We start from the raw sequence: 23,771 nt of genomic DNA, 5'->3' as shown, positions 1-23,771 counted from the left end.
TCCACCGGCATTCGATTTCACAACTGAAATGCTGATTTCAAATCAGAAACGGATGCGCGCATAATAGACGCACTTCACCCGCCTCGCCGCGAGCCGCCCTGCCTTGAACACACCTCTCTTCGAACCCGCCCAGCGCCCCCGCATCTGGGCCGTGAGTATCAGCCGACTACGCGATCTGTTCTTCGATATCGCCGGCGAATACGTGGAACGCGCGGATTTGCGCATCGTCTCGCACGGTTTCGAAGACGCCGTGCGCGAGATCGACGCCGCGGGCGCGGGTCGTCCGGATGTGGTCATTGCCGGCGGCTCGAACGGCGCGTATCTGAAGACGCGCGTGTCGGTGCCGGTCGTGCTGATCAGCCCGACCGGCTTCGACGTGATGCATGCGCTTGCGCGGGCGCGACGCGACGGCGCGAAGGTCGCGCTCGTCACGCACGGCAACACGCCTGACGAAGTGCGCCGCTTCGTCGCCGCCTACGCGCTCGACGTCACGTTCGCCTCGTATCAATCAGCGCAGGACGCGGAGAGCGTCGTGCTCGATCTGCGCGATCGCGGCATCGACGTGGTGGTCGGCCCTGGCATGGTCACCGATCTCGCGGCGAATGCCGGCATGGGCGCGGTGTTTCTGTATTCGCGCGCGTCGGTGCGCGCGGCCTTCGACACCGCGCTCGAAGTCGCGCAAGCCACGCGGCGCGAAACGGTCCGGCGTCAACGGCTCGACAATCTGCTGCAGCATCTGCGCGACGGCGTCGTCGCGCTCGACGCGCAAGGCCGCGTCGAAGCGATGAACCAGCGCCTTGCCGCCGTGCTCGGCCTCGACGCGGCGAAGGCCGTGGGCCGCGTGCTGCTCGAACTCGCGCCCGATCTCGCGGGCAGCCTGCCGGACGCCGACGGCGACACCTTGTGCACGGTGCGTGGCGTGAGCTATGTCGTGCATCGCGGGCCGCTGGCGAGCAGCGGCGCGGCGGCGGGCACGGTGCTGACGTTTCAGGAATCGCGCGCGGTCGAACGGCTCGACCGGACCTTGCGCTCGCGCCAACGCGTGCAGCAGTTCAGCGCGCGTTACCGGCTCGACGATATCGTCGGCGCGTCCGAATCGATCGAACGCGTGCGCGCGCTCGTGCGGCGCTACGCGCGCTCGGACGCCACTGCGTTGATTCTCGGCGAAAGCGGCACGGGCAAGGAGATGGTCGCGCAGAGCATGCATCAGTTGAGCGCGCGACGCGACTTCGCCTTCGTCGCGATCAATTGCGGCGCGTTTCCGGAGGCGCTGCTGGAGAGCGAACTGTTCGGTTACGAAGAAGGCGCGTTCACCGGCGCGCGCAAGGGCGGCAAGGCGGGGCTGATCGAAGTGGCGCACCGTGGCACGCTGTTTCTCGATGAAATCGGCGAAATGCCGCTGTCGCTGCAAAGTCGGCTTCTGCGCGTACTGCAAGAGCGTGAAGTGGTGCGGCTCGGTTCGACGGAGCCGACGCGGGTGGATATTCGCGTGGTCGCGGCAACGCATCGCGCGTTGACCGAGGGCATCGAAGCGGGCAGCTTTCGCGCGGACCTGTACTACCGGCTCAACATTTTGAGCATCGCGCTGCCGCCGCTGCGCGAGCGGCCGACCGATCTGCTGCCGCTCGCCGTCGAACTGCTATTGCAAGCCGCCGCGCGCGAGCCGAGGCTCGCGGCGCGCATACCGGACGCGGCCGCCGCCGGGCGCCTGCTTGCCGCGCTCGCGGAGCCGCTCAAGCGCTACGCGTGGCCGGGCAACGTGCGTGAATTGCAGAACGTGATCGAACGGATCGCGGTCGAACTCGCCGATGCAAATGCCGAAGCCGATGCGGACGTGGGCGCGATGTCCGAACACACCGCCGAACCGGTTCTCACCCGCGACATGCTGCGCACGGTCGCGCCTGAAATAATCGAGCCGCACGCGCGCACGAAAAAAGCCGCGCTGACCCTGCGCGAACGCAGCCGTCACGTGGAAGCCGACGAAATCCGCGCCGCGCTCGCCGCGCACGACGGCGATCGCGACGCGGTCTGCGAGGCGCTCGGCATCAGCAAGACGACGTTATGGCGGAAGCTGAGCGCGACGCAGTAGGCGTGCCGCTCAAATTATTCAAGCCGCTAGCGCCGCTCAAACCGCCAGCGCCATTCGCTGCGCTCGCCCCACCGTGCCGCGCCGCATTGGCCGCGGCCCGCGCGATGAACATGCTGGGCGTCATGCCGCAGCATCGCTTGAAATGTCGGCCGAAGTGGCTTTGGTCGAAGAAACCGACCTCCGTCGCCACCACCGATCCCGGCACGCCTTCGAGCAGCAGCGTCTGCGCGCGCTGGATCCGCAACCCGCACAAATAGCGGTATGGCGATGAGCCGTATTGCTGCCGGAACACCGTGGCGAAACGCGACACGCTGAGCGCGGACAGCGCGGCGAGTTGGGCGAGCGTCACCGGTTCGTCGAAATGAGCTTCGATGAAAGCACGGGCCGCATTGAGGCTGATGGACTGTTTCATGACGTCACGATGGTCGAGCGGGCCGCCGGTTGTTTCGTGAAACGCTGGATGGAGAAGGCGTCGAGAGGAATCGCCGTGCTGCCCGTATCGACGAGTTCCGCCAGCGTTTCGCCTACGCCCGGGCCGATCTGAAACCCCGACCCGCTGAAGCCGAACGCGTAGAACAAACCGTCGACCTGACCGCTCGGACCGATCACCGGCTCGCTGTCGGGCAGATAGCTTTCCACGCCGCTCCACACGCGAATCACATGCAGCGGCGCCAACGCGGGCACGAGCCGGCGCATTTGCGCGAGTTGCCGCACGGTGTTGATCGGCAACACGGAAGCGCGGCTCGTCACGGCGTCGGCGGGACCGGCAGGACCTCCACCGACGATGATGTTGCCGCGCGGAATCTGGCGAAAATAAATGCTTTCTTCCTTGATCGACGTGAACACGCCCATCGACGACTTGAACACGTACGGCACCGGCTCCGTCACGCACATTTGCGGTCCGCGCGCGGTGAGCGGCGCGGATTCGCCGAACTGTTCGGTCAGCCGGCACGCCCACGCGCCGGCGCAGATCACGAGTTGCGCCGCCCAATACACGTCGCCGCGCGCGCTTTCCACGCGAAACCGGCTACCGTCTTTTTCGACGCACACGATCTCCGTGTCCTCGATCACCCGCGCGCCCAGCCGGGCCGCCGCGCGGCCGAACGCGGGCGCGGCGAGGCGTGGATTGGCGTGGCCGTCGAGCGGAGAGATCGAAGCCGCCAGCACCTCGCGGCCGAGAAACGGAAAGCGCCTGAACAGCGCTTCGCCGTGCAGCACTTCGAGTTCGAGACCGTAGGCGCGGGCGTCGATCGCGTACTGGTCGAAATTCTCCACGTCCTTCTGGTGGTAGCACACACGCGTATGACCCGACGGCAGAAACTCGATGTCCTCGCCGAGCAGTTCCGTGGAACGTTGCCAGGTACGCAGCGCGCGGTTCGCCATCGCCAGTTGCGACAACGCACGGCCCTGACGGCGAACGCCGCCGAAGTTCACACCGCTCGCCTGCTGGCCGGTGAGTCCGCGTTCGAGCAGAATCACCGAACGGTTGCGCTGGCGCAGGAAGAACGCTGTCGTCGTTCCCACGATGCCGCCGCCAATCACGATCACATCGGCTTCGTTCGCGGTCGTCGCGCTCATTCGATCACCTCGTCGCTCACTGCTTCGGTCAACGCCACCGGCAGCGGTTTGACCGGCGCCTGGCCGCGCAGCCGTCCCACTGAAGACAGCGGCACGCACGCCGCAGCCGCAATGATTTCCGCGCCCGCGTGGCCGCAATAGCGCCCCTGGCAACGCCCCATGCCGACGCGCGAAAACGCCTTCGCGCGATTGGCCTCTTTAGCGCCGGTCGCGCGCACCACGCGACGCAACTCGCCTGCCGTGATCGTTTCGCAGCGGCAGACAATCGTTTCGTCCGGCAGCGACGCGGCGAATTTCGCCGGCCACGGAAACGCTTCACGCAAGCCCGCGGCAAAACGCGTAAAGCGCGCGAGTTCGGCGCGCAAGTGCTCCACGCCGTCGACCGGCAGGCCGTGATCCTGCAAGGCGGCCAGCGCCGCGAGACGGCCCGAGCGTTCCGCTGCGTCCGCGCCGCGCACTCGCGCGCCGTCGCCGGCCAGATAGACGCCTTTGATGCTGCTGCGGCCATCGGAGTCGATTTGCGGCAGCCACTGCTGAGCGGTCTCGTCGAACAGAAAGCGACAGCCGGCAAGGTCCGCGAGTTGCGTCTCGGGCCGCAGGTGATAACCGAGCGCGACGGCATCGCACTTGAATTCGAGGCGCTTGCCACCGGGCAATGTCACCTCGACGGCGCTCACGCCGTCTTGCGCCGAGCCTTTGATTTCGAGCGGCACTACGCCGCGATGAACCGGCACGCGCGCGTCAGCCAGCACGCGCATCAATGCAATGCCTTTTCTGAGCGCGGCGGGAATCGCCAGCAGACGCGGCAACGCGGCAACGCGCTGTCTGAACGTCGAAGTGTCGAGCACCGCGGCAACCTGCGCGCCCGCTTTCACGTACTGCGCGGCCACGAGGTACAACAGCGGACCGCTGCCCATCATCACGATGCGCGAGCCGATCACGCAGCCTTGCGACTTCAACGCGACCTGCGCGCCGCCGAGGCTATAAGTGCCGGCCTGATGCCAGCCCTTGACCGGCATCAGCCGATCCGTCGCACCGCTGCAAACGATCAGCGCGTCGAACGCAAGCTCGTGATACCGCGTGCCGCTCACCAGATGCACCGTGTTCGGCGAAATGTTCCAGACCAGCGTTTCCGCCAGATAGTCGATCCTGCTTTTCAACGCATCGAAGCTCTGATGCAGCGACGTGGCTCGCTCGGCCTCGGTGCCGTAGAGCGTCTCGTAGCTGCGCGAAAACCCTTCCGGCTGACGCCGATAAATCTGCCCGCCGTCGCGCCGCCCTTCATCGATCACCATGGGCCGCAGCCCCGCTTCGACTAGCGCCTGCGCCGCGCGCACACCCGCCGGGCCGGCGCCGACGATGACTACGCGCGGGGCCATACACCCTCCCCGGCTTCCGCCAGCTTCGTGACGATCGACATGCCGGGCAGTGCCGGCGTGCTGCATGCGCGCACGCGCTCGCCTTGCGCGGTCCACACCCAGCAGTCCTGGCAGGCGCCCATCAGACAGAAACCGGCGCGGCGGCCGTCGCCGAATTCGGAGTCGCGCAACGTACGCGTGCCGGTGAGCAGTGCGACCATCAGCGTGTCGCCTTCGGCGGCCTCGCGCACGACGCCGTCCACCGTGATCGGAAAGGTCTTGCGGCCCGTTTCCGCGACGCGTACAAATCGTCCGCTCATGCCGCGGTCGCCTCCACGGTCTGCAGGCGGTTCAATTCGGCGGCCGGATGGTGGCACAGAATCTCCGCGCCCGAAGGCAGTTTCTTCAACGAAGGCGGCGTTACGTTGCACTTGCCGTCGATACGCACCGGACAGCGCGCGCGGAACGAGCACAACTCGGCAATGTCCGCGCTCTCGCCCATCGCCGGCAAGGCGGTCGCGACAATGTCGCGGCGCGCGTCGAGCCAGCCGGGTTTCAAGGCCGGCACCGAATCGACCAGCAGGCCCGTGTACGGGTGATACGGCGGCGCCGCCAGCACCTCGCGCTGCCCTGCTTCCACGCGATGCCCTGCGTACAGCACGATCACTTCGTCGCAGATCGCGCGCACCGTCGAGATATCGTGGCTGATGAACATGTACGACACGCCCAGTTCGCGCCGCAATTCGGCGAGCAGATCGAGAATCGCCGCGCCGACCACCGTGTCGAGCGCGGAGGTCACTTCGTCGCACAGAATCAAGGCTGGATTGGCGGCGAGCGCACGTGCCAGATTCACGCGCTGCTTCTGGCCCCCGGAGAGTCCGGCAGGCGTACGCTTGGCGATCGAAGCCGGCAGCTTCACCAGATCGAGCAACTCCAGCATGCGTTTTTTTGCGGCCGAGCCACGCAGATGGTGATAGAACGCCAGCGGCCGCCCCAGAATATCGGCAATCGAATGGCTCGGATTGAGCGCCGTATCGGCGTTCTGAAACACGATCTGGATCTGCCGATACTGCTCCGGCGTACGGCGGGAGATTTGTGCGTGCAACGGCTCGCCGTTGAACAGCACCTCGCCGCGCCCGCGGTCGACCAGCCCCGCCACCACGCGCGCGAGCGTGGTCTTGCCGGAGCCGGATTCGCCGATCACGCCGAGCGTGCTGCCGCGTGGAATCGACAGACTGACGTCGTCGAGCACGCGCACGGCAGGCACGCCTTGCCGGTCGATCCGTCCATAGCCCGCCGACAGCCCGCGAATCTCCAGTAGCGGCGGCACGTGTTTGCCGAGATTTGGCGGCAACGTCAGCACGGCTTCCGGACGCCGCGTCGCGGCCAGCAATTGACGCGTGTACGCATCCACAGGCGCGTCGAGCACTTGCGCGACCGCGCCGTTCTCCTTCACCGCGCCGCCGTTCAACACGACGATGCGGTCGGCCATCTGCGCGACCACCGCCAGATCGTGAGACACGTACACGGCCGTGGTGCCGAGTTCGCGAATCACCTTTTTGAACGCCGCAAGTACTTCGATCTGGGTGGTGACGTCGAGCGCGGTGGTCGGCTCATCGAACACGACGACGGCCGGATCGGTGATCAATGCCATCGCTGCCATCAAGCGCTGCAACTGACCGCCGGATACCTGATGCGGATAGCGCGCGCCGATCGTTTCCGGCGCGGGCAGCGCGAGCGAGCGGAATAGTCCGATCGCTTTGGCGCGTGCGGCTTCTTTCGTCATCAGACGATGCAGCAGCGCCGGCTCGATGACCTGATCCATGATCGTGCGCGCCGGATTGAAGCCCGCCGACGCGCTCTGCGCGACGTACGCGACAGTGCGCGCGCGCAACGCGCGGCGTCCCTTCGCATCGAGCGACAATACCTCGAGCTCGCCGATGCGCACCGACCCGCCGCTGATCTCGCAGCCCGCGCGCGCATAGCCGAGCAGCGACAGCGCGATGGTGGTCTTGCCCGAACCGGACTCGCCGATCAGCGCGAGCACTTCGCCCTTCTTCACCGAGAAATCGACGCCCTTGACGATCTCCGTCACCGGCCCCGGTGCGGCACCCGCGACGACTCTCAGGCCCTTTACTTCGATCATGTCCCGCTCAGCCATCACGCACCTCCCTGCTTGCGGTTGCGACGCCGCAAGTTGTCGATCAGCAGATTCATGCCGATGGTCAGCGTCGCGATCGCGACGGCCGGCATCAGCACGGCGGGCGCGCCTTCCGACAAGCCGCCGATGTTCTCGCGCACGAGCGAACCCCAATCGGCGTTCGGCGGCTGCACGCCGAGGCCGAGAAAGCTCAACCCGCTCAGCAGCAGCACGATGAACACGAAACGCAGGCCGAAATCGGCGAGCATCGGATGAATCATGTTGGGCAGCACTTCGACCCGCGCGATATAGAAGATGCCTTCGCCGCGAGCGCGGGCCACCTGCACGTATTCGAGGCTCATCACGTTCACCGCGAGCGAGCGCGAAATGCGGAACGCGCCGGGAATGTAGGCGGCCGCGGCGACCGTCGTCAACATCGGAATCGACGACCCAAACGCGGCGATCACGACGAGCGCGAGCACCTTGCTCGGAATCGAAATCAGCGCGTCGAACAGGCGGCTCAGAACTTCATCGACCACGCGGCCCGAGACCGCCGCGAGCAGGCCGAAGAATGTGCCGATCACGCTGGCGAGCACGGCGGCCGCGAGCGCGAGGCCGACGGTATAGCGCGCGCCGTAGAGAATCCGGCTCAGCATGTCGCGGCCGAGGTAGTCGGTGCCAAGTGGGTACGCCGCGCTGTAACGGCCGAAAATTTCCGTCGAGGTCAGCGCACCGCCTTTGTACGGCGCGACCAGCGGTCCGATGAACGCGACCAGCAGCCAGAACGCGACCATCAAGAGACCGATCAGGCCGAGTACCGAGAAGCGGTGCACCAAGCGTTTGAACACGCCGTGTTTCAGCGGCGCGACTTCGACAGGCGCGGGCTCGACGACCACTTCATCGCGGCGCACGTCGTACAGTTCGGTGCCGGCGTGAGGAACATGGTGGGGATTGGTAGGTTGGCTCATCATCGACGCAGCCTCGGGTTGGATACGATTTGACACAGGTCAGCGATCAGCACGAGCGCGAGATACGCCGCGCAGAACACCATGACGCAACCTTGCACGAGCGGCATGTCGCGGTTGGTGACCGCGTCGACCATCAGGCTCGCAAGGCCCGGATAGTTGAAGATCGATTCGACGATCACCACGCCGCCGAACAGATACGACAGACTCAGCGCCACGGCGTTGGCAATCGGCCCGACGGTGTTCGGCAACACATGCCGCCACACCACGCGCACCGGCGAGGCGCCCTTGAGCAAGGCCATTTCCACATACGACGAATTGAGCTGGTCGAGCACCGCGGCGCGCGTCATGCGCGCCATCTGCGCCACGAGCACGCAGCACAGCGTCATTACCGGCATCGCGTAGATGCGCAGCAGCGCGCCGAACGAATGCACTTCCGACAGATACGACAGGGCCGGCAGCCAGCGCAGCTTGACGGCGAAGATCAGCACGGCGATCGTCGCGATCAGGAATTCCGGCACGGCGACCGTGGAGAGCGTCAGCACATTGAGCGTGCGGTCGAGCAGCGAGCCACGGAACATCGCCGACGAAATGCCGATCAACAGCGCCACCGGCACGGACACCACCGCCGTCAGTCCGGCGAGCACCAGCGAGTTCGGCAGGCGCGTCGCGATCAGTTGACTGACGGGCAGATTGTTCGACAACGACGTGCCGAAGTTGCCGCTCACCACGTGAAGGAGCCACACGAAGTAGCGTTGCAGCGCGGGCTGGTCGAGGCCGAACTGATGCCGCAGCGCGGCCACGGCTTCGGGGGTTGCCGCCTGGCCGAGCGCCTGCTGGGCCGCGTCGCCGGGCAGCAGCCCGGTGATCGCGAACACGACTGCCGACACCAGCAGCAGCGTAAGCAGCGCGAGGCCAAGGCGCGCGGCGATGAGACGTTGCGCATGTGCTTTCATCGAGAATCGCCTCCATTGCGGTTGAAGCCGCGCACCGCCGATGAGGCGGCGCGCGTGTTGCAGGGCGTGCCCTGAGTCGAGCTCAGGCTTCGAGCCAGACGTTTTCCGCGAACATGTAGCCCATCAATCCGGCGAGAGGAATGGAACCGAGGCCCTTGAGCTTGTTCGTGTACGCGTCGAGCGAACTCTGGAACATCGGAATGCCGACGCCGCCCGTGTCATGTACCAGCACCTGCATATCGCCGTACAACTGCTTGCGCTTGGCGTCGTCCGGTTCGCCGCGTGCCTGCAGCAGCAACTGGTCGAATTTCGGACTCTTCCAGTTAGCCTCGTTCCACGGTGCGTCCGACTTGAAGAACTGCGTGAAGATCACGTCGGCGCTTGGCCGGGCGTTGATATTGCCGAAACCCAACGGATGCTTCATCCAGTGGTTCGACCAGTAACCGTCGGCCGGTACGCGCGACACCTGCAGATTCAGACCGGCTTGCGGCGCGACCTGCTGAAGGAACATTGCCATTTCAACCGAGCCTTCCGCCGCGGGCGACGCGAAAATCTGGATCGGCGCGCTGCCCACCTTGGCTTTCTGGAAATGGAACTTCGCTTTGTCCGGATCGAAGGCGCGTTGCGGCAAGCCGGCCAGGTAGTACTTGTTGGTCGGATCGATAGGCTGATCGTTGCCGATGGTCCCGTAACCCTGGAAGATCGCGCGGCGCATCTGCTCGCGGTCCTGCAGGTACATCATGCCGCGACGGAAATCGTCGTTGCCGGTAATGCCGCCTTCGTCGCGCACGATCAGGTCAGTGTACACGCCGCTCTTCGTCTCCAGCACCGAGAAGCCGCCCGCACCCTTGATCTGCGTGGTCGAACGCGGGCTCACCGCGTTGATCAGCTGCACGTCGCCGGAAAGCAGCGCGTTCACGCGCGCCGACTCGTCGCCAATGCCGATCAGCTCGATTTCGTCGAGGTGCGGCATGCCCGGCTTCCAGTACTTCTCGTTCTTCACGCCGACCGTGCGCACGCCCGGCGAAAATTCCTTGACCTTGAACGGGCCGGTGCCGATCGCCGTTTTGAAATCCTTGGTGCCGTCCTTGATGATCTGGAAATGCGAGGTGGCGAGGATCACCGGCAAATCGGCATTCGGACCTTCCAGCGTGATCGTCACTTCGTTCGGGCCGGTGGCCTTCACTTCCTTGATCTGATCGGCCAGCGTCTTCGCTTTCGAAGCGGTGGCCGGATCCTTGTGGCGCATGATCGAATAGACCACGTCGGCCGGCGCGAGGGCTTTGCCGTCGTGGAACTGCACGCCATTGCGCAGCTTGACGACCCACACGGTGGCGTCTTTCGTATCGAGCGAGGTCGCCAGCGACATCTTCGCGCCGAGATGCGAGTCGAGTTCGGTCAGGCAGTTGTAAAACATGAAGCCGCGCACGTAGTCGGTGCCGAGCGCGCCCTTCGCGGGGTCGAGCGTATCGGCCGCGGAGGCGGACTGTGTCGCCACGCGGATCTTGCCGCCCTGCTTCGGCTTGGCTTGCGCCAGCGCCTCGCCGCTCGCGGTCAGAAGGCCGGCGCCTGTCACCGACATCATCCCGGCTGCGGCCATCGCGCGCAGCACGCCGCGCCGCGATGCACCTTTGGCGGTCAACCGCTCCAACTCGGTGCCGAGACCAAGAGCGCCATGTTGCGAGTTTTCCTTATTCATCGAACTTCTCCGCGAGGTAGAGCTATGGGGTTGAGCAGGCGTGGCTGCGTTTTTTTAACTTCCGGGTGCAAGTGTCAATCCAACAACGAAACCATCAGTAGAAAATGTCTTTGATACGGTAATACGTGCCCACCAGCGGCAGAAACCAGGGCTTGCCGGTATGCCCGGGAATCGCGGGCCACTCCGACTCGCGCCACGGGTTCTGGTCCTCGTGGCCGTCCATCACGTCGGCCATCACCTGGCCCATGTGCGTCGACATCTGCGTGCCGTGGCCGCTATAGCCCATCGAAAAATAGATGCCGTCGTGCTGCCCGGCGTGCGGCAGACGGTCGGCGCTCATGTCCACCAGACCGCCCCAGCAATAGTCGATGCGCGCGCTTGCGAGCATCGGGAACATCGCGGCGAGGCCTTCCTGCAGGATGCGTCCGCTCTTTGCATCGGACGGGCGTTCGGACGCCGTGAAGCGCGCGCGGCCACCGAACAGCAGACGCGAGTCCGGCGTCACGCGGAAATAGTTGTGCATCAAACGCGTGGTCGTGTACGCGCGCCGGTTGGGGAACACTTGCGCCAGCAACTCGGGCGACAAGGGTTCGGTCACGACGATGAACGAACCGATCGGCGCGAGGCGACGCCGATACCAGCCGAACGGGCCGTGCCGCGACGGACCTGTCGCGATCAGCACCTGCCTTGCGCGCACTTCGCCGCGCGCCGTGGTGATCCGAAAGCCACTGCCGTCTTTCACGATGGCGGTGACCGCCGCGTTCTCGTACAGCTTTGCGCCGCGCCGCACCGCCGCCTCGGCGAGACCGACCGCGAACTTGCCCATGTGCATCTGGCCGCCGTGGCGTTGCAGCAGCCCGCCGTGAAAACTGTCGGACTGGATTTCGCTGCGAATACGGCTGCGGTCGATTAGTTCGATATCCGTATCGACTTCACGGCGAATCGCTTCCGCGGTCTTCTCAAGATGCGCGAGGTGATGCGGCTTGGAGGCCAGTTTCAACTTGCCGGTCGCGATGTAGTTGCAGTCGATGTTTTCCTCGCGGATCAGCCGCTCGACCGTATCGACCGCATCTGAAAACGCACGGTAGCAGGCACTCGCGCGCTCCACACCGAGTTGCGCGACCAGCGCGACGAAGTCCTGCGCGACACCGGTATTGACCTGCCCGCCGTTGCGCCCGGACGCGCCGCCGCCGATACGGCCGGCGTCGAGCACGGTCACCGCGGCGCCGCGCTTGCCCAGCGCCTGCGCCGCCGACAGGCCGGTGAAGCCGCCGCCGATCACCACCACGTCGGTCTGGCCGTCGACCGGACCCTCGCACGCCGAAAGCAGGGGCGGCGCGGTGTCGAGCCAGTAGGAATCGAGCTTCATCCGGTCTGTCCTTGAGATGGGCAATGAACGTGAAAAACCGGCGCTTACAGGCCGAGTTCCGAAGCCAGATGCGGAATGTCCTGGACCTCGTAGTACTGGTAATAAGGCGTGGACGGTTCGTGGCCGCGGTTGACGAATACCTTGTGCTTGATGCCCATGTCGTGCGCGGTCATCAGGTCGTAGCGCAGGCTCGACGATACGTGCAACACGTCTTCCGGATTGCAGTTGAGCTGGTCGAACATGTATTCGAAGCCTTGCATGCGCGGCTTGTACGACTGCGCCTGCTGGGCGGTGAACACCTTGTGGAACGGCGCGCCGAGCTTGTCGACGTTGCTCTGGATCTGGTCGTTCGAAGCGTTCGAGAGAATCACCAGCTTGTACTTCTTCGCCAGACGAGCGACGCCTTCCGGCACGTCCGGATGCGGGCCCCAGGTCGGCACGGCTTCATAGATGCTCTGCGCACCCGCTTCGTTGAATTCGACGTTCACGCGCTTGCACGCGCGGCGCAGCGCATTGACCACCACGTCGCGATACGGCTTCCATGCACCGAGCACTTCATCGCGACGATAGCCCGCGTAGAACGCGACGAGCTTTTCGAGGTCTTCACCGCTCAGCAAGTGGCCGTACTGCTCGCGCGTCATGTCGGCCATGTGGAATTTCGTCAGCGTGCCGTAGCAGTCGAAGGTGATGTATTTCGGTTCGAATTCGATCATGGTGCAGTCCTATCGTGATGGTGAACCCGCTGTCGGAGTTCATTGGCGGAAACCGCTTTGCGTGAGACCGGAGCAACGCGTCAAAGCGCGCAAGCCGGTCGACTAAACCTCAATTCCTGTTAAAGATTTAATCAGCGCAAAAACATAGATGTTCCTGATTAGTGCGCTGCTGGTGACACAAACATTGCGTTTTAACGCCGCTGACAGCACAGAATGCGGCGTTCGGGCGGAAAGCCTTATCCCGCCTGGATTTGCGGCCGGTGCGCGAGGCGTGCATCGCGCGTTCGGGCGCGCAGCTCGATCAGCACGCTTTCGAACCGCAGGCTGGCCTGGTAAGCGTGGCGGCCGGGATTCCTGCCGCCGCCGTAGCGCAGCGTCGCGCCCGGCTTCAACCCGGCGAAGGTCTCGCCGATGCGCTCGGACAGCGGTTCGACAAGACTTCGCTCGACGTCGTCCGGATTGAAGCTGTCCATGAGCAAGGTCTCCTGGGTGATTAACCAGTGGTCCGCGCGGTGCGTTTCGTGAATGCTTGCGCCATGACAAAATCGTAGAGCCGCGGGCCTGACATATATCGCCGACAAAATTCGCCTCGCAGCAGAAGTTACCTGTAATGCGCACCCAGACCTGGCGTTTTGCATCGAATTTCGATGCGGCCCTGTCCGTGGGCCTCGATAAAAAGATCGTCCTAGTCACACCGCGCACCGGATGACACAGTGACGGCGTAAGCCTTCAGTCAATCAGGGAGTACGGCGTGTCCGATTCGATTACCTATAGACGCTTCACCCTCGACGACATTCCCGCCGCGCACGCGTTGACGGTCGAACTCAAATGGCCGCATCGCGCGGACGACTGGAGATTCGTCCTCCAGCTGGGCGTGGGTTTCGTCGCGGAAGACGCGAGCGGCGTGATCGGCACGGCCCTATGCTGGAAATACGGCGCGCAGCGCGCCTCGCTCGGCATGGTGATCGTGTCGCCGCAAAGCCAGGGGCGCGGCATCGGCAGAAAGCTGATGGAACTGGTGCTGGAAGAACTGGACGGCCGGGTTACGTTCCTGCACGCCACCACCGCCGGCCAGCCGCTTTATGAAAAGCTCGGCTTTCGTGCCGCGGGCACGCTCGACCAGCATCAGGGCGCGGCGTTTCAGCCACCGCTCGTATCGCTGCCGCCGGGCGAGCGTTTGCGCCCGCTCGGTTCGAGCGATACGGCGCGCCTGGTCGAACTGGCGTCGCGGGCCAGCGGTCTGGATCGCGGCGAAGTCTTGCCCGCGCTGCTTGACACCGCCGATGGCATCGCGCTCGACCGCGATGGCGAACTGATCGGCTTCGCGCTGTTCCGCCGCTTCGGCCGCGGCTTTGCGATCGGTCCGGTGGTCGCGGCCGCCTCGGAGGATTCGAGCCGCGCCAAGGCGCTCATCAGCCACTGGCTCGCGCTGAACGAGGGCGTGTTCGTCCGCGTCGATACGCCCAGCGATAGCGGTCTCACGGAGTGGCTGGAAGAGTTGGGCTTGCCGCGCGTGGACACGGTCGTCAGAATGGTCCGCAACGCCACGCCGGGCGAGCCCGCGAGCGCCGGCCAGGACTCGCATTACCTGCAATACGGCATCATCAACCAGGCAATCTTCTGACCGACATGGCCTTCCTCTATAAAGCCGATCCGGCGCGCGGCGCGCAGTGGGCGAAACTCTTCGCGCAGAAAGCGCCTGAGCTGCCGTTCCATATCTGGCCCGATCTCGGCGACCCGGCCGCCATCCGTTATCTCGCCGCCTGGCAGCCGCCCGAAGATCCCACGCGCACCTTCCCCAATCTGGAGGTCGTGTTCTCCGTCGGCGCGGGAATCGATCAGTTCGATCTGTCGGGCGTGCCGGAGCATGTGCCCGTGGTGCGCATGATCGAGCCGGGAATCGTCGAAGGCATGGTCGAGTACGTCACGCAGGCCGTGCTGACGATTCATCGCGATCTGTTCGACTACGGCCTTCAGCAACAGCAGCAAGTCTGGCGCGAGTTGCCGCTCAAACCGGCAAGCCAACGCCGCGTCGGCGTGCTCGGCCTGGGTGTGTTGGGCACGGCCGTGCTGGAGCGGCTGCGGCTGTTCGGCTTCGACTGTGCGGGATGGAGCCGTTCGGGCCGCGAGATAGAAGGCGTGACCTGTTATGCGGGCGAAGACGCACTGGATGCGTTTCTCGCGCGCACCGATATCCTGATCTGCCTGCTGCCGCTCACGCCCGCCACGCGCGGGCTGCTCGACGCGGCGTTGTTCGCGAAGCTGCCGCGCGGCGCGTCGCTGATTCAAACCGGTCGCGGTCCGCATCTGAATCAGCAGGATCTGCTGGCGGCGCTCGAGAGCGGCCAGTTGCACAACGCCATTCTCGACGTGACCGATCCCGAGCCGTTGCCCGCCGGTCATGCGTTGTGGACACATCCACGCGTGCGCATCACGCCGCATATCGCCAGCGCGACGCGGCCCGAAACCGCCGTTGAAGTCGTGCTGGAGAATCTGCGCCGCCATCGCGAAGGCATGCCGATGGTCGGTCAGATCGACCGCGCGCAAGGCTATTGAGGGCAGTACCGCCTGAAACGCCCGCGCGGTGGTGCTTTTCAGCGTCCGCAGCAGAAAATGCCAAGACGGTGCATCAAAACGCGTCGTGCGAGCTTTTCAGGCAATTGTTTAGGTAAGCGGGCGATCGCCGCTGATCAGTAGTATGGAACGGTCAACAGCCCCTTCCCGCGACGAGATACCCATCATGCCGATTCAATCGCTCATCGAAGCCGACCGCAAGCATCTGATTCACCCGGTCATCAACTACCGCGCGCACGAAGCACGCGGCGTCACCGTCCTCGAATCCGCCAGCGGCGCGTTTCTGCGCGACGCGGCCGGCAACGAACTGCTCGACGCGTTTTCCGGACTCTGGTGCGTGAACGTGGGTTACGGCCAGCAGAGCATTGTCGACGCCGCTGCCGCGCAGATGCAGAAACTGCCCTACGCGACCGGCTATTTCCATTTCGGCTCGGAACCGGCCATCGAACTCGCGCAAAAGCTGGTCGAAGTGTCGCCCGCGTCGCTGCAACACGTGTACTTCACACTCGGCGGGTCCGACGCGGTCGATTCGGCGCTGCGCTTCATCACGCATTACTTCAACGCCACGGGGCGGCCGTCGAAGAAGCACATCATCGCGCTGCAACGCGGCTATCACGGCTCGTCGACGACCGGTGCCGGTCTTACCGCTCTGCCCGCGTTCCATCGCAACTTCGATCTGCCGCTGCCGAACCAGCATCATCTGCCGTCGCCGTACGCCTACCGCAGCGATTTCGCCGACGACGCCGCGCTGATCGCCGCCTCGGTCGCAGCGCTCGAAGCAAAGGTGGCCGAGCTTGGCGCCGACAACGTCGCCGCGTTCTTCTGCGAACCGATCCAGGGTTCGGGTGGCGTGATCGTACCGCCGGTCGGCTGGCTCAAGACCATGCGTGAAAGTTGCCGTAAGCTGGGCATTCTGTTCGTCGCCGATGAAGTCATCACCGGTTTCGGTCGCACGGGTCCGCTGTTTGCCTGCCAGGGCGAAGACGTCGAACCGGATCTGATGACGGTCGCCAAAGGCCTGACGGCGGGCTACGCGCCGATGGGCGCCGTGCTGATGTCGGACGAAATCTATCAGGGCATCGCGGACGGCGACGCCGAAGCCGTGGTCGGCCACGGCCATACATATTCGGCCCATCCGGTGAGCGCGGCGATCGGCCTCGAAGTGCTGCGCCTCTATCACGAAGGCGGCCTGCTCGCGAACGGCGTGGCGCGCGCGCCGCGTTTCGCGCGCGGCCTCGATGCACTGCTCGCGCATCCGCTGGTGGGCGACTCGCGGCATCGTGGCCTGCTGGGCGCGCTCGAACTTGTCACCGACAAGGACAGCAAGGCGGGCTTCGACCCGGCGTTGAAACTGTCCGAACGGATCGCCGCCGCCGCGTATGAAAACCGCCTGATTTTCCGTGCGTTCGGCGACAACATCCTCGGCTTCGCACCGGCGCTTTCCTACACCGAGGCCGAGTTCGATCTGATGTTCGAACGGCTCGAAAAGACCCTCGACGACGTTCTCGCACAAGCCGATGTGCGCGCCGCGTTGAAGGTCAAAACTCATGCCACTGCATGCTAGAGTAGAGGGCCATCCCAGCCCCCACCACGATCGCCGGAGCGACAACGTTACGATGAGCAGCGACTGCAAGCTAGACCGGATTGACCTGCGCATACTTTCCCAGTTGCAGAAGAAAGGCCGCATAACCAACGTCGAGCTTGCCGACGCGGTCGGCTTGTCGCCCAGTCCTTGCCTGATCCGGGTCAAGCGTCTGGAGAAAGCCGGCTACATCATCGGCTACGGCGCGCAGATCCAGCTCGAAAAGCTCGGCGACGTGCAGATCGTGTTCACCGAAGTCACGCTCGCCGATCATCGGCGGGAAGACTTCATCAAGTTCGTGAATGCGATTCGCGACGTCGACGAGATTGTCGAGTGCCATCTGGCAAGCGGCGGTTATGACTATCTGCTGAAGTTCGTCACGCGCAGCGTGAGCCACTACCAGAGCATCGTGGAAGGACTGCTGGAACGCGATATCGGCATCGAGAAGTATTTCAGCTACGTGATCATCAAGTCGCCCTTCGTGAAGAGCCATTACCCGCTCGAAACGCTGTTCTCGCAGAATCATCACTAGGCATTGCTTTGTTGTGACCGGCCGGATCTTGCCGTCGTTCAGTCTGCAGTATTCAACGTTCGGCAATGCCGGCCATGTTCGCGCCGGCCGCATCGTCTCCCGGCGTATTGCCTTGCGCGAATTCCTCGCTCAGAAAGTCCACGCAAACGCGCACCTTCGCCGACTGGGCGAGGCGCGCCGGATACACCGCCCACAGGTTCGCCGGCTGCGTGACCTCGGGCAACACCTGCCGCAACTGGCCGCTTTCGAGCAGCGGCCGCACGTCCCACATGGACCGCAGCACGATGCCGCGTCCGGCCAGCGCCCACTCCACCGCCACTTCGCCGTGATTGGTCGACAACGGTCCCGTGACCTTGATCGACACGGTTTCGCCGCGCACCGTCAAACGCCACAGACCGAACGGATGGTCGCGCTCCTTGATCGCGAGACAGGCATGCGAGGACAGCTCGGCAAGCTGGCGCGGCGCGCCATGCCGCGCGATGTAATCGGGCGACGCGCACAACACGCGATGATTCGACGCGAGCCGCCGCGCGATCAGATGCGGCGCGATCTCGTCGCCGATCCGCACGTCCAGGTCGAAGCCCTCGCCGCCGACATCGACGAGGCGGTCGAACAGATCGAGCCGCACGCTCAGTTGCGGATAGCGCTCGGAGAAACGCGCGAGCGCGGGCGCAACGAAACGCCGGCCAAAGCCGAAGCTGCTGGAAATGCGCAGCTTGCCGCCGGGAATGCGGCGCGTGGTGGAGACGTCTTCCACGAGCTGATCGACATCGTCGAGAATCTTTTCGGCCCACGTGTAGACGCGCTCACCGGCTTCGGTGATCGCGACGCGGCGCGTGGAACGGTGCAATAAACGCGTACCGAGCGTAGTCTCGAGCACGTTGATGCGTTTGCTGACATACGCCGCGGACACCGACAAGGCCTCCGCCGCCGCGCTGAAACTGGACTTGCGCGCCACTTCGCAAAACACGCGCAAATCGCCGAGATCGGGTGAGGGGACGGCGGTCATGGGTCGATTGCTCGCACCTGAGTTTGTACACGAATCGTGCACAGTGACTTAACTAAAGCGACTATTTTAGTCTGAAACAGCAGGAATAAAATAGCCGTTATCGAATCGTCCAGAAGCCCCAACAGACCCAAGCGGAGGAGCACAACATGTCGAAGAAATATCGGATCGCAGTCATTCCCGGCGACGGCATTGGCGTTGAAGTCATGCCGGAAGCCGTCCGCGTGCTGGAGGCGGTGAAAACGCGCTTCGGCATCGAGCTGGAGTATCAGCACATTGAATGGGCGAGCTGCGAGTACTACGCGAAGCACGGCAAGATGATGCCGGACGACTGGAAAGCGCAACTGCAATCGGCCGACGCGATCCTGTTCGGCGCGGTCGGCTGGCCCGACACCGTGCCCGACCATATCTCCCTGTGGGGATCGCTGCTCAAGTTCCGCCGCGAATTCGACCAGTACATCAATCTGCGCCCGGCGCGCCTCTTTGCCGGCGTGCCTTCGCCGCTCGCCGGCCGCAAGGCGGGCGACATCGACTTCTGGATCGTGCGTGAAAACACCGAGGGCGAGTACTCGTCGGTGGGCGGCGTGATGTTCGAAGGCACGGAGCGCGAATTCGTGCTGCAGGAATCCGTCTTCACGCGGCACGGCAGCGAGCGCGTGCTGAAGTTCGCATTCGATCTCGCGCAACGGCGCGAGCGCAAGAAGATCACCGTGGCTACCAAGAGCAACGGCATCGCGATCAGCATGCCGTGGTGGGACAAGGTTGCGGCCGGCATCGCGGCGCAGTATCCGGACGTGACGTGGGACAAGCGGCACATCGACATTCTGTGTGCGCGCTTCGTGCTGAGCCCGGATCGCTTCGACGTGGTGGTGGCCACCAATCTGTTCGGCGACATCCTGTCGGACCTCGGCCCTGCGTGCACCGGCACGATCGGTCTCGCGCCGTCGGGCAATCTGAATCCGGACCGCAAATTTCCGTCGCTGTTCGAACCCGTGCACGGATCGGCGCCGGACATCGCCGGCAAGAACATTGCCAATCCGATCGCGATGATCTGGTCGGCCGCGATGATGCTCGACTTCCTTGGCAACCACGAGGGCAAGGAGCGCGAGGCGCACGACGCGATCCTCGCCGCCATCGAAGCAACGCTGGTGGAAGGCCCGCATACCGGCGACCTCGGCGGCAAGGCGAACACCACCGAAGTCGGCCAGGCGATTGCGGCAAAACTCGCCTGAGTCTTTCGTTCACTTTCTGCCAGGACAACTCGCATGAGCATGGAAGCCTACCCCATTGAAGTCGAATTCCCCGATATCTCGGCGCACGAACAATCGGCGTCCGGCATCGCTTACGTGCATACGTTCGATTCGGGCGCGCCGGGTCCGCATGTCATGATCAACGCGCTGACGCACGGCAATGAAGTGTGCGGCGCGATCGTCGTCGACGAATTGCTGCGCCGTGAGTTGCGGCCGCGGCGCGGGCGTCTCACGCTGGCGTTCGCCAACGTCGACGCTTATCGGAGTTTCGATCCCGCGCAGCCGGATGCGGCCCGCTTCGTCGATCAGGACTTCAACCGCGTGTGGACCGCCGCGATGCTCGACGACACCTCGCGCACGTCCAGTGAACTGGAACGCGCGCGCGCGATGCGGCCGGTGATCGACGCTGTCGACGCCCTGCTCGATCTGCATTCCATGCACGAGAAGAGCAAGCCGCTGATCGTGGCGGGGCCGCTGCAAAAAGGCATCGATCTCGCCGTGCGGCTCGGCACGCCGGCCACCGTGATCTGCGACGAAGGCCATCCGGAAGGCCGCCGCATGCGCGACTACGAAGGTTTCGGCGACTCGGCCAGCCCGAAGAACGCGCTGCTGATCGAATGCGGGCAGCATTGGGAACAGAGCGCGGTTGCGGTCGCGCGCGACACCACCGCGCGCTTCCTGTTGCTCGCCGGCGTGATCGACGAAGCGGATCTGCCGGAAGGTTGGCTCGCTCCGCTGCCGCCGGTACAGCACATCGTCCGCGTGACGCAGCCGGTGGTGGCCACCAGCATGGATTTTCGTTTTGCGGCGCCGTACACGGGTCTCGAGATCTTCGCCGAGGCCGGCGCCGTGATCGGCTGGTCCAACGGCGAGCCGGTCACCACACCCTACGACAACTGCATGCTCGTCATGCCTTCGCTGCGGCAACTGCGGCCCGGCGTGACCGTCGTCCGGTTAGGCAAGATCGAGCAGACCGTGACGAACACTCAAGCCAGCGGCCAATAAAGCGGCCCGTGCACACTCAAAAGGTAACGTGAAGATGAAGGTACAGCAACTCAAGCAAAGCGTGAATCTGCAGAATCTCGAAGACTGGGGCAAGGTGGGATTGCCCGGTACGACGCCAATTCAGGTGTCGGGCGTGCAACGCGTTATCAAGGGCAGCGAAGCCGTCGATACCGGCATCTTCGAATGCACCGCCGGCACCTATCGCCGCTCGGTCAAGCAGGCCGAGGTGATGCACTTCATTGCGGGACGCGGACGCTTTACGCCTGACAACGAAGAGACCATTCACTTTCAGAGCGGCGATACGCTCTTTTTCGAAGCTAATACAGAAGGGCTCTGGGAAGTCGAAGAGACGATGCGCAAGGTCTACGTCATCTTCTGAACGTCGCGTCATAAGTTGCACCGAGCGGCGGCCTGCACCGCGCCAAACCGCTAAGGCCGGCGCTCCACCCTCTCTCTTGCCCCTCCTCCCCGCGCGCGCCTCGACCATTCGGCTCTGTCGCGCCGCCTCCCAGCGCTCCCCGCTTTCCCATGCGCGTCCGCGACAGCGTCGGGTAATCCCGCGTTGCTCCCATGTTGTCGTCCTACTTACAATTCAGCTTCGTTCGCACATAGAATCTACGTTCTTATTATGAACATTTACGCGTTGCGGCTATTACCTGGCGTCCCTGCGGCGTAATCGGTCCACCGCGGCATGGGCGTCGCACGGCTTCTAAAACGGCGTCCGATCGTATAAAAAGAAAAGGCTCGTTCCCGCGAGCCTTTGCTTATCCGGCAGTGAGGAGACCATCATGAACCGCAGCACGGCTGTGAACGTTCAAGCATTTATCAACGAACATCCCTTTTCGCCGTTCCAATGGCTCGTGTTCTCCATGTGTTTCATCATCGTCCTGCTGGACGGTTTCGACACGGCGGCGATTGGCTTCATTGCGCCTTCGTTGATCGCTGAATGGGGCATCACCAGACCGGCGCTCGCGCCCGTGCTGAGCGCGGCGCTGTTCGGCCTCGCCTGCGGCGCGCTCGGCTCGGGACCGCTGTCCGACCGGCTCGGGCGACGCTCCCTGCTGCTCGGCTCCGTGCTGCTGTTCGGCGTGGCGTGCCTCGGCTCCGCCTTCTCGACCAGCATCGAACAACTGACGACACTGCGCTTCATCACCGGCGTCGGTCTCGGCGCGGCCATGCCGAACGCCGTGACGATGATGGGCGAATACTGCCCGGACCGCCGCCGCGCGACGGTGATCAACCTGATGTTCTGCGGCTTCCCGCTCGGCGCCGCGTTCGGCGGGTTCCTCGCGGCGTGGATGATTCCGCATTTCGGCTGGCGCAGCGTGCTGCTGCTCGGCGGCATCACGCCGCTTCTGCTTCTGATCGTGCTGGCGATCAAGATGCCGGAATCGGTGCGCTACATGGTGGCCAATAACAAGCCGGTTGAGCGGATTCGCGCGGCGCTCGCGCGCATTTCGGGCGAAGCGGCGCACGCGGGCAGCTTCGTCATGACCGAAACGGCGCCGCAAACCGGCGGCAAGGGTGCGGCGGTAGTGCTGTCGCGCTCGTACATCATCGGTTCGGTGATGCTGTGGATCACCTATTTCATGGGTCTCGTGATCTTCTACGCGTCGATCAACTGGATGCCGATCCTGCTGAAGGACGCCGGACTCACGCCGCAACGCGCGACACTGATTTCCGCGCTGTTCCCGCTTGGCGGCGTGGGCGCCGTGCTGTGCGGCGTGCTGATGGACCGCTTCAACGCGAACCGGATCATCGCGGCCTGTTATGCGTTGACGGCCGTGAGCGTGTACTTCATCGGTCAGGCAGTGGGCAATGTGGGCGCGCTGGTGTTCATCGTGTTCGTCGCGGGCGTGCTGATGAATACCGCGCAATCGTCGATGCCCGCGCTCGCCGCCGCGTTCTACCCGACCGAAGGCCGCGGCACCGGCGTGGCGTGGATGCTCGGCATTGGGCGCTTCGGCGGGATTGCCGGCTCGTTCCTCGTGGCCGAACTGACGCGTCGCCACTTTTCGTTCGCGGGCATCTTCGCGATGATCGCGGTGGCGGGTCTGATTTCGTGCGTGGCGTTGCTGATCAAGCAGGCGGCGCGGCCGCATGTGGCGAACGTGGGTGCGCCGAAGGCGGAGTCGTTCGGGCATTGAGCGGGTGAGTCGAATGCGTACCTAATCGACTCAAATCATGAGTCGATTAGCTCGCCCGAGGCTGAACGGCCAGTTGCACGCGATTCTGAGGCCGGATTCGGCATAAAGCTGTTGTCCCTGACAGTGAAGGGTTCGTGACTTTCCCGATAAACTACGCGCTTGTTGACCCGTGCCCATCTACCACAGGATTCAGGGAATGAAACGCGTAGTCGTATCCGCGCTGCTTGCGGCGTGCCTCGCGCAGCCGGCCGTTCAAGCCGTTGCGCAAACCGTCAGCGATCAATGCTTCGCGATCGGCGATATCGCCGGACAGGTCGCCTCCTGGCGCGCGCACAAAAAGACCAAGGCGCAAGCGCTCGAGCAGGCGGCCAGGTACTACAACGATGCGGCTGACCGGCAAGCGGTCAGCGCCATCATCGAGAAGATCTACAGCCCGGACGCGCCGCGCATGACGCCGGATCAGGCCAGCATGGCGTTCACGTCGGATTGCGCGAACCGTAAGGCGCAGACGCCGACGCAATAGCGCCTGCACTGCCTCTGGCGTTTGCGCAGCGCCCTGCTACGTCAGCGCGTTGCCGTGACAATGCGCTGAACCCCGCTCATTGCCGATCGGTTCTGTCGAACGACCAGCCGGTTCAGGCGACCTTCCACGCGCAGGCATCGGCCGTTCTTGAACGTGCCGGCATGAATCAGCAGAAAATGCTGTGATTGCCGCAAAAAAACCGCATGCGCACCACCGGCGCCTCGATTGGCAATTTCATCGATTGCGGTAGAGGCGTAGCATCGATCCATCAATCGACGCGCGTAC

General features: G+C 64.3%; 22 protein-coding genes. 10 read left to right on the top strand and 12 right to left on the bottom strand.

From position 1 onward, the window contains the following. Positions 1–103: 103 nt before the first annotated feature. Positions 104–2,089, top strand: a complete 1,986-nt coding sequence (gene prpR, locus B0G82_RS29940; protein WP_121309972.1) for a propionate catabolism operon regulatory protein PrpR — start codon at positions 104–106, stop codon at positions 2,087–2,089. On the opposite strand, the gene B0G82_RS29935 is transcribed toward prpR, so the two are convergent. The 11 genes from B0G82_RS29935 to B0G82_RS29885 all read right to left on the bottom strand — a co-directional run bounded on the left by B0G82_RS29935 (position 2,046) and on the right by B0G82_RS29885 (position 13,340). Next, the gene (locus B0G82_RS29935) at positions 2,046–2,501 is read right to left on the bottom strand and encodes an AraC family transcriptional regulator (protein ID WP_116122069.1); all 456 of its coding nucleotides are present in this window, start codon (positions 2,499–2,501) and stop codon (positions 2,046–2,048) included. The two genes, prpR and B0G82_RS29935, sit on opposite strands and share 44 nt — an antisense overlap. Beyond that, positions 2,498–3,667, bottom strand: coding sequence for an FAD-binding oxidoreductase (locus tag B0G82_RS29930; protein ID WP_121309971.1), 1,170 nt, complete (start codon positions 3,665–3,667; stop codon positions 2,498–2,500). Before B0G82_RS29930 ends, B0G82_RS29935 begins: the two co-directional genes overlap by 4 nt. After that, the gene (locus B0G82_RS29925) at positions 3,664–5,046 is read right to left on the bottom strand and encodes an FAD/NAD(P)-binding oxidoreductase (RefSeq protein ID WP_121309970.1); all 1,383 of its coding nucleotides are present in this window, start codon (positions 5,044–5,046) and stop codon (positions 3,664–3,666) included. Before B0G82_RS29925 ends, B0G82_RS29930 begins: the two co-directional genes overlap by 4 nt. Next, the gene (locus tag B0G82_RS29920; RefSeq protein ID WP_116122072.1) at positions 5,031–5,345 is read right to left on the bottom strand and encodes a (2Fe-2S)-binding protein; all 315 of its coding nucleotides are present in this window, start codon (positions 5,343–5,345) and stop codon (positions 5,031–5,033) included. Before B0G82_RS29920 ends, B0G82_RS29925 begins: the two co-directional genes overlap by 16 nt. Then, a complete protein-coding gene (locus tag B0G82_RS29915; protein ID WP_116147709.1) occupies positions 5,342–7,186 on the bottom strand; it encodes an ABC transporter ATP-binding protein in 1,845 nt (614 codons plus the stop codon). The genes B0G82_RS29920 and B0G82_RS29915 overlap by 4 nt, the downstream gene beginning before the upstream one ends. Continuing rightward, positions 7,186–8,136, bottom strand: a complete 951-nt coding sequence (locus B0G82_RS29910) for an ABC transporter permease (RefSeq protein WP_106282519.1) — start codon at positions 8,134–8,136, stop codon at positions 7,186–7,188. The genes B0G82_RS29915 and B0G82_RS29910 overlap by 1 nt, the downstream gene beginning before the upstream one ends. Beyond that, positions 8,133–9,086, bottom strand: a complete 954-nt coding sequence (locus tag B0G82_RS29905; protein WP_106282520.1) for an ABC transporter permease — start codon at positions 9,084–9,086, stop codon at positions 8,133–8,135. The genes B0G82_RS29910 and B0G82_RS29905 overlap by 4 nt, the downstream gene beginning before the upstream one ends. An 82-nt stretch (positions 9,087–9,168) precedes the next feature. Next, the gene (locus B0G82_RS29900) at positions 9,169–10,785 is read right to left on the bottom strand and encodes an ABC transporter substrate-binding protein (protein WP_116147707.1); all 1,617 of its coding nucleotides are present in this window, start codon (positions 10,783–10,785) and stop codon (positions 9,169–9,171) included. Positions 10,786–10,879: 94 nt separating this feature from the next. Beyond that, positions 10,880–12,154 (bottom strand): FAD-binding oxidoreductase, encoded by a 1,275-nt coding sequence (locus tag B0G82_RS29895; protein ID WP_121309969.1) that lies wholly within the window; start codon positions 12,152–12,154, stop codon positions 10,880–10,882. Between the two features lie 44 nt (positions 12,155–12,198). Continuing rightward, positions 12,199–12,867 carry a haloacid dehalogenase type II gene (locus tag B0G82_RS29890; protein WP_106282523.1) on the bottom strand — a complete coding sequence of 223 codons (669 nt, stop codon included), beginning with the start codon at positions 12,865–12,867 and terminating at the stop codon, positions 12,199–12,201. 236 nt (positions 12,868–13,103) lie between these two features. Further along, positions 13,104–13,340, bottom strand: a complete 237-nt coding sequence (locus B0G82_RS29885) for a hypothetical protein (protein ID WP_121309968.1) — start codon at positions 13,338–13,340, stop codon at positions 13,104–13,106. Between the two features lie 278 nt (positions 13,341–13,618). Between B0G82_RS29885 and B0G82_RS29880 the strand changes: the two genes are divergently transcribed. The 4 genes from B0G82_RS29880 (at position 13,619) to B0G82_RS29865 (ending at position 17,555) form a co-directional block, all read left to right on the top strand. Continuing rightward, a complete protein-coding gene (locus B0G82_RS29880; protein ID WP_121309967.1) occupies positions 13,619–14,491 on the top strand; it encodes a GNAT family N-acetyltransferase in 873 nt (290 codons plus the stop codon). A 5-nt stretch (positions 14,492–14,496) separates the two neighbouring features. Next, a complete protein-coding gene (locus tag B0G82_RS29875) occupies positions 14,497–15,423 on the top strand; it encodes a glyoxylate/hydroxypyruvate reductase A (RefSeq protein ID WP_121309966.1) in 927 nt (308 codons plus the stop codon). Positions 15,424–15,607: 184 nt separating this feature from the next. Further along, the gene (locus B0G82_RS29870) at positions 15,608–17,005 is read left to right on the top strand and encodes an aspartate aminotransferase family protein (protein WP_121309965.1); all 1,398 of its coding nucleotides are present in this window, start codon (positions 15,608–15,610) and stop codon (positions 17,003–17,005) included. Positions 17,006–17,057: 52 nt separating this feature from the next. After that, positions 17,058–17,555 carry a winged helix-turn-helix transcriptional regulator gene (locus B0G82_RS29865; RefSeq protein ID WP_011491802.1) on the top strand — a complete coding sequence of 166 codons (498 nt, stop codon included), beginning with the start codon at positions 17,058–17,060 and terminating at the stop codon, positions 17,553–17,555. 52 nt (positions 17,556–17,607) lie between these two features. Here the strand turns inward: B0G82_RS29865 and B0G82_RS29860 are convergent, their stop codons facing one another. Further along, positions 17,608–18,564, bottom strand: coding sequence for a LysR substrate-binding domain-containing protein (locus B0G82_RS29860; protein WP_121309964.1), 957 nt, complete (start codon positions 18,562–18,564; stop codon positions 17,608–17,610). Between the two features lie 146 nt (positions 18,565–18,710). Here B0G82_RS29860 and B0G82_RS29855 point away from each other — a divergent pair, with 146 nt between their 5' ends. The 5 genes from B0G82_RS29855 to B0G82_RS29835 all read left to right on the top strand — a co-directional run bounded on the left by B0G82_RS29855 (position 18,711) and on the right by B0G82_RS29835 (position 23,486). Further along, positions 18,711–19,793 (top strand): tartrate dehydrogenase, encoded by a 1,083-nt coding sequence (locus B0G82_RS29855; RefSeq protein ID WP_121309963.1) that lies wholly within the window; start codon positions 18,711–18,713, stop codon positions 19,791–19,793. A 33-nt stretch (positions 19,794–19,826) separates the two neighbouring features. Beyond that, positions 19,827–20,816, top strand: a complete 990-nt coding sequence (locus tag B0G82_RS29850) for a succinylglutamate desuccinylase/aspartoacylase family protein (RefSeq protein WP_121309962.1) — start codon at positions 19,827–19,829, stop codon at positions 20,814–20,816. A gap of 34 nt (positions 20,817–20,850) precedes the next feature. After that, positions 20,851–21,195 (top strand): cupin domain-containing protein, encoded by a 345-nt coding sequence (locus B0G82_RS29845; protein WP_121310935.1) that lies wholly within the window; start codon positions 20,851–20,853, stop codon positions 21,193–21,195. Between the two features lie 409 nt (positions 21,196–21,604). Continuing rightward, positions 21,605–22,963: an MFS transporter gene (locus B0G82_RS29840; RefSeq protein ID WP_121309961.1), complete on the top strand. Its 1,359-nt coding sequence runs from the start codon at positions 21,605–21,607 to the stop codon at positions 22,961–22,963. 196 nt (positions 22,964–23,159) lie between these two features. Next, complete coding sequence (locus tag B0G82_RS29835) at positions 23,160–23,486, top strand: hypothetical protein (RefSeq protein ID WP_121309960.1); 327 nt, start codon at positions 23,160–23,162, stop codon at positions 23,484–23,486. Positions 23,487–23,771 lie beyond the last annotated feature (285 nt).

This window comes from Paraburkholderia sp. BL17N1, assembly GCF_003634175.1.
In the GTDB taxonomy this organism is placed as follows: domain Bacteria; phylum Pseudomonadota; class Gammaproteobacteria; order Burkholderiales; family Burkholderiaceae; genus Paraburkholderia.
This window is presented reverse-complemented; position numbering and strand designations above follow the sequence as displayed.

What these genes read in the sequence shown, in the direction of transcription:
- B0G82_RS29885 (WP_121309968.1), bottom strand. Translation starts at nt 13,340, where the DNA reads ATGGACAGCTTCAATCCGGACGACGTCGAGCGAAGTCTTGTCGAACCG.
- B0G82_RS29870 (WP_121309965.1), top strand. Translation starts at nt 15,608, where the DNA reads ATGCCGATTCAATCGCTCATCGAAGCCGACCGCAAGCATCTGATTCAC.
- B0G82_RS29915 (WP_116147709.1), bottom strand. Translation starts at nt 7,186, where the DNA reads ATGGCTGAGCGGGACATGATCGAAGTAAAGGGCCTGAGAGTCGTCGCG.
- B0G82_RS29930 (WP_121309971.1), bottom strand. Translation starts at nt 3,667, where the DNA reads ATGAGCGCGACGACCGCGAACGAAGCCGATGTGATCGTGATTGGCGGC.
- B0G82_RS29905 (WP_106282520.1), bottom strand. Translation starts at nt 9,086, where the DNA reads ATGAAAGCACATGCGCAACGTCTCATCGCCGCGCGCCTTGGCCTCGCG.
- B0G82_RS29850 (WP_121309962.1), top strand. Translation starts at nt 19,827, where the DNA reads ATGAGCATGGAAGCCTACCCCATTGAAGTCGAATTCCCCGATATCTCG.
- B0G82_RS29900 (WP_116147707.1), bottom strand. Translation starts at nt 10,785, where the DNA reads ATGAATAAGGAAAACTCGCAACATGGCGCTCTTGGTCTCGGCACCGAG.
- B0G82_RS29910 (WP_106282519.1), bottom strand. Translation starts at nt 8,136, where the DNA reads ATGATGAGCCAACCTACCAATCCCCACCATGTTCCTCACGCCGGCACC.
- B0G82_RS29855 (WP_121309963.1), top strand. Translation starts at nt 18,711, where the DNA reads ATGTCGAAGAAATATCGGATCGCAGTCATTCCCGGCGACGGCATTGGC.
- B0G82_RS29895 (WP_121309969.1), bottom strand. Translation starts at nt 12,154, where the DNA reads ATGAAGCTCGATTCCTACTGGCTCGACACCGCGCCGCCCCTGCTTTCG.
- B0G82_RS29860 (WP_121309964.1), bottom strand. Translation starts at nt 18,564, where the DNA reads ATGACCGCCGTCCCCTCACCCGATCTCGGCGATTTGCGCGTGTTTTGC.
- B0G82_RS29840 (WP_121309961.1), top strand. Translation starts at nt 21,605, where the DNA reads ATGAACCGCAGCACGGCTGTGAACGTTCAAGCATTTATCAACGAACAT.
- B0G82_RS29865 (WP_011491802.1), top strand. Translation starts at nt 17,058, where the DNA reads ATGAGCAGCGACTGCAAGCTAGACCGGATTGACCTGCGCATACTTTCC.
- B0G82_RS29920 (WP_116122072.1), bottom strand. Translation starts at nt 5,345, where the DNA reads ATGAGCGGACGATTTGTACGCGTCGCGGAAACGGGCCGCAAGACCTTT.
- B0G82_RS29890 (WP_106282523.1), bottom strand. Translation starts at nt 12,867, where the DNA reads ATGATCGAATTCGAACCGAAATACATCACCTTCGACTGCTACGGCACG.
- B0G82_RS29875 (WP_121309966.1), top strand. Translation starts at nt 14,497, where the DNA reads ATGGCCTTCCTCTATAAAGCCGATCCGGCGCGCGGCGCGCAGTGGGCG.
- B0G82_RS29835 (WP_121309960.1), top strand. Translation starts at nt 23,160, where the DNA reads ATGAAACGCGTAGTCGTATCCGCGCTGCTTGCGGCGTGCCTCGCGCAG.
- B0G82_RS29935 (WP_116122069.1), bottom strand. Translation starts at nt 2,501, where the DNA reads ATGAAACAGTCCATCAGCCTCAATGCGGCCCGTGCTTTCATCGAAGCT.
- B0G82_RS29925 (WP_121309970.1), bottom strand. Translation starts at nt 5,046, where the DNA reads ATGGCCCCGCGCGTAGTCATCGTCGGCGCCGGCCCGGCGGGTGTGCGC.
- B0G82_RS29845 (WP_121310935.1), top strand. Translation starts at nt 20,851, where the DNA reads ATGAAGGTACAGCAACTCAAGCAAAGCGTGAATCTGCAGAATCTCGAA.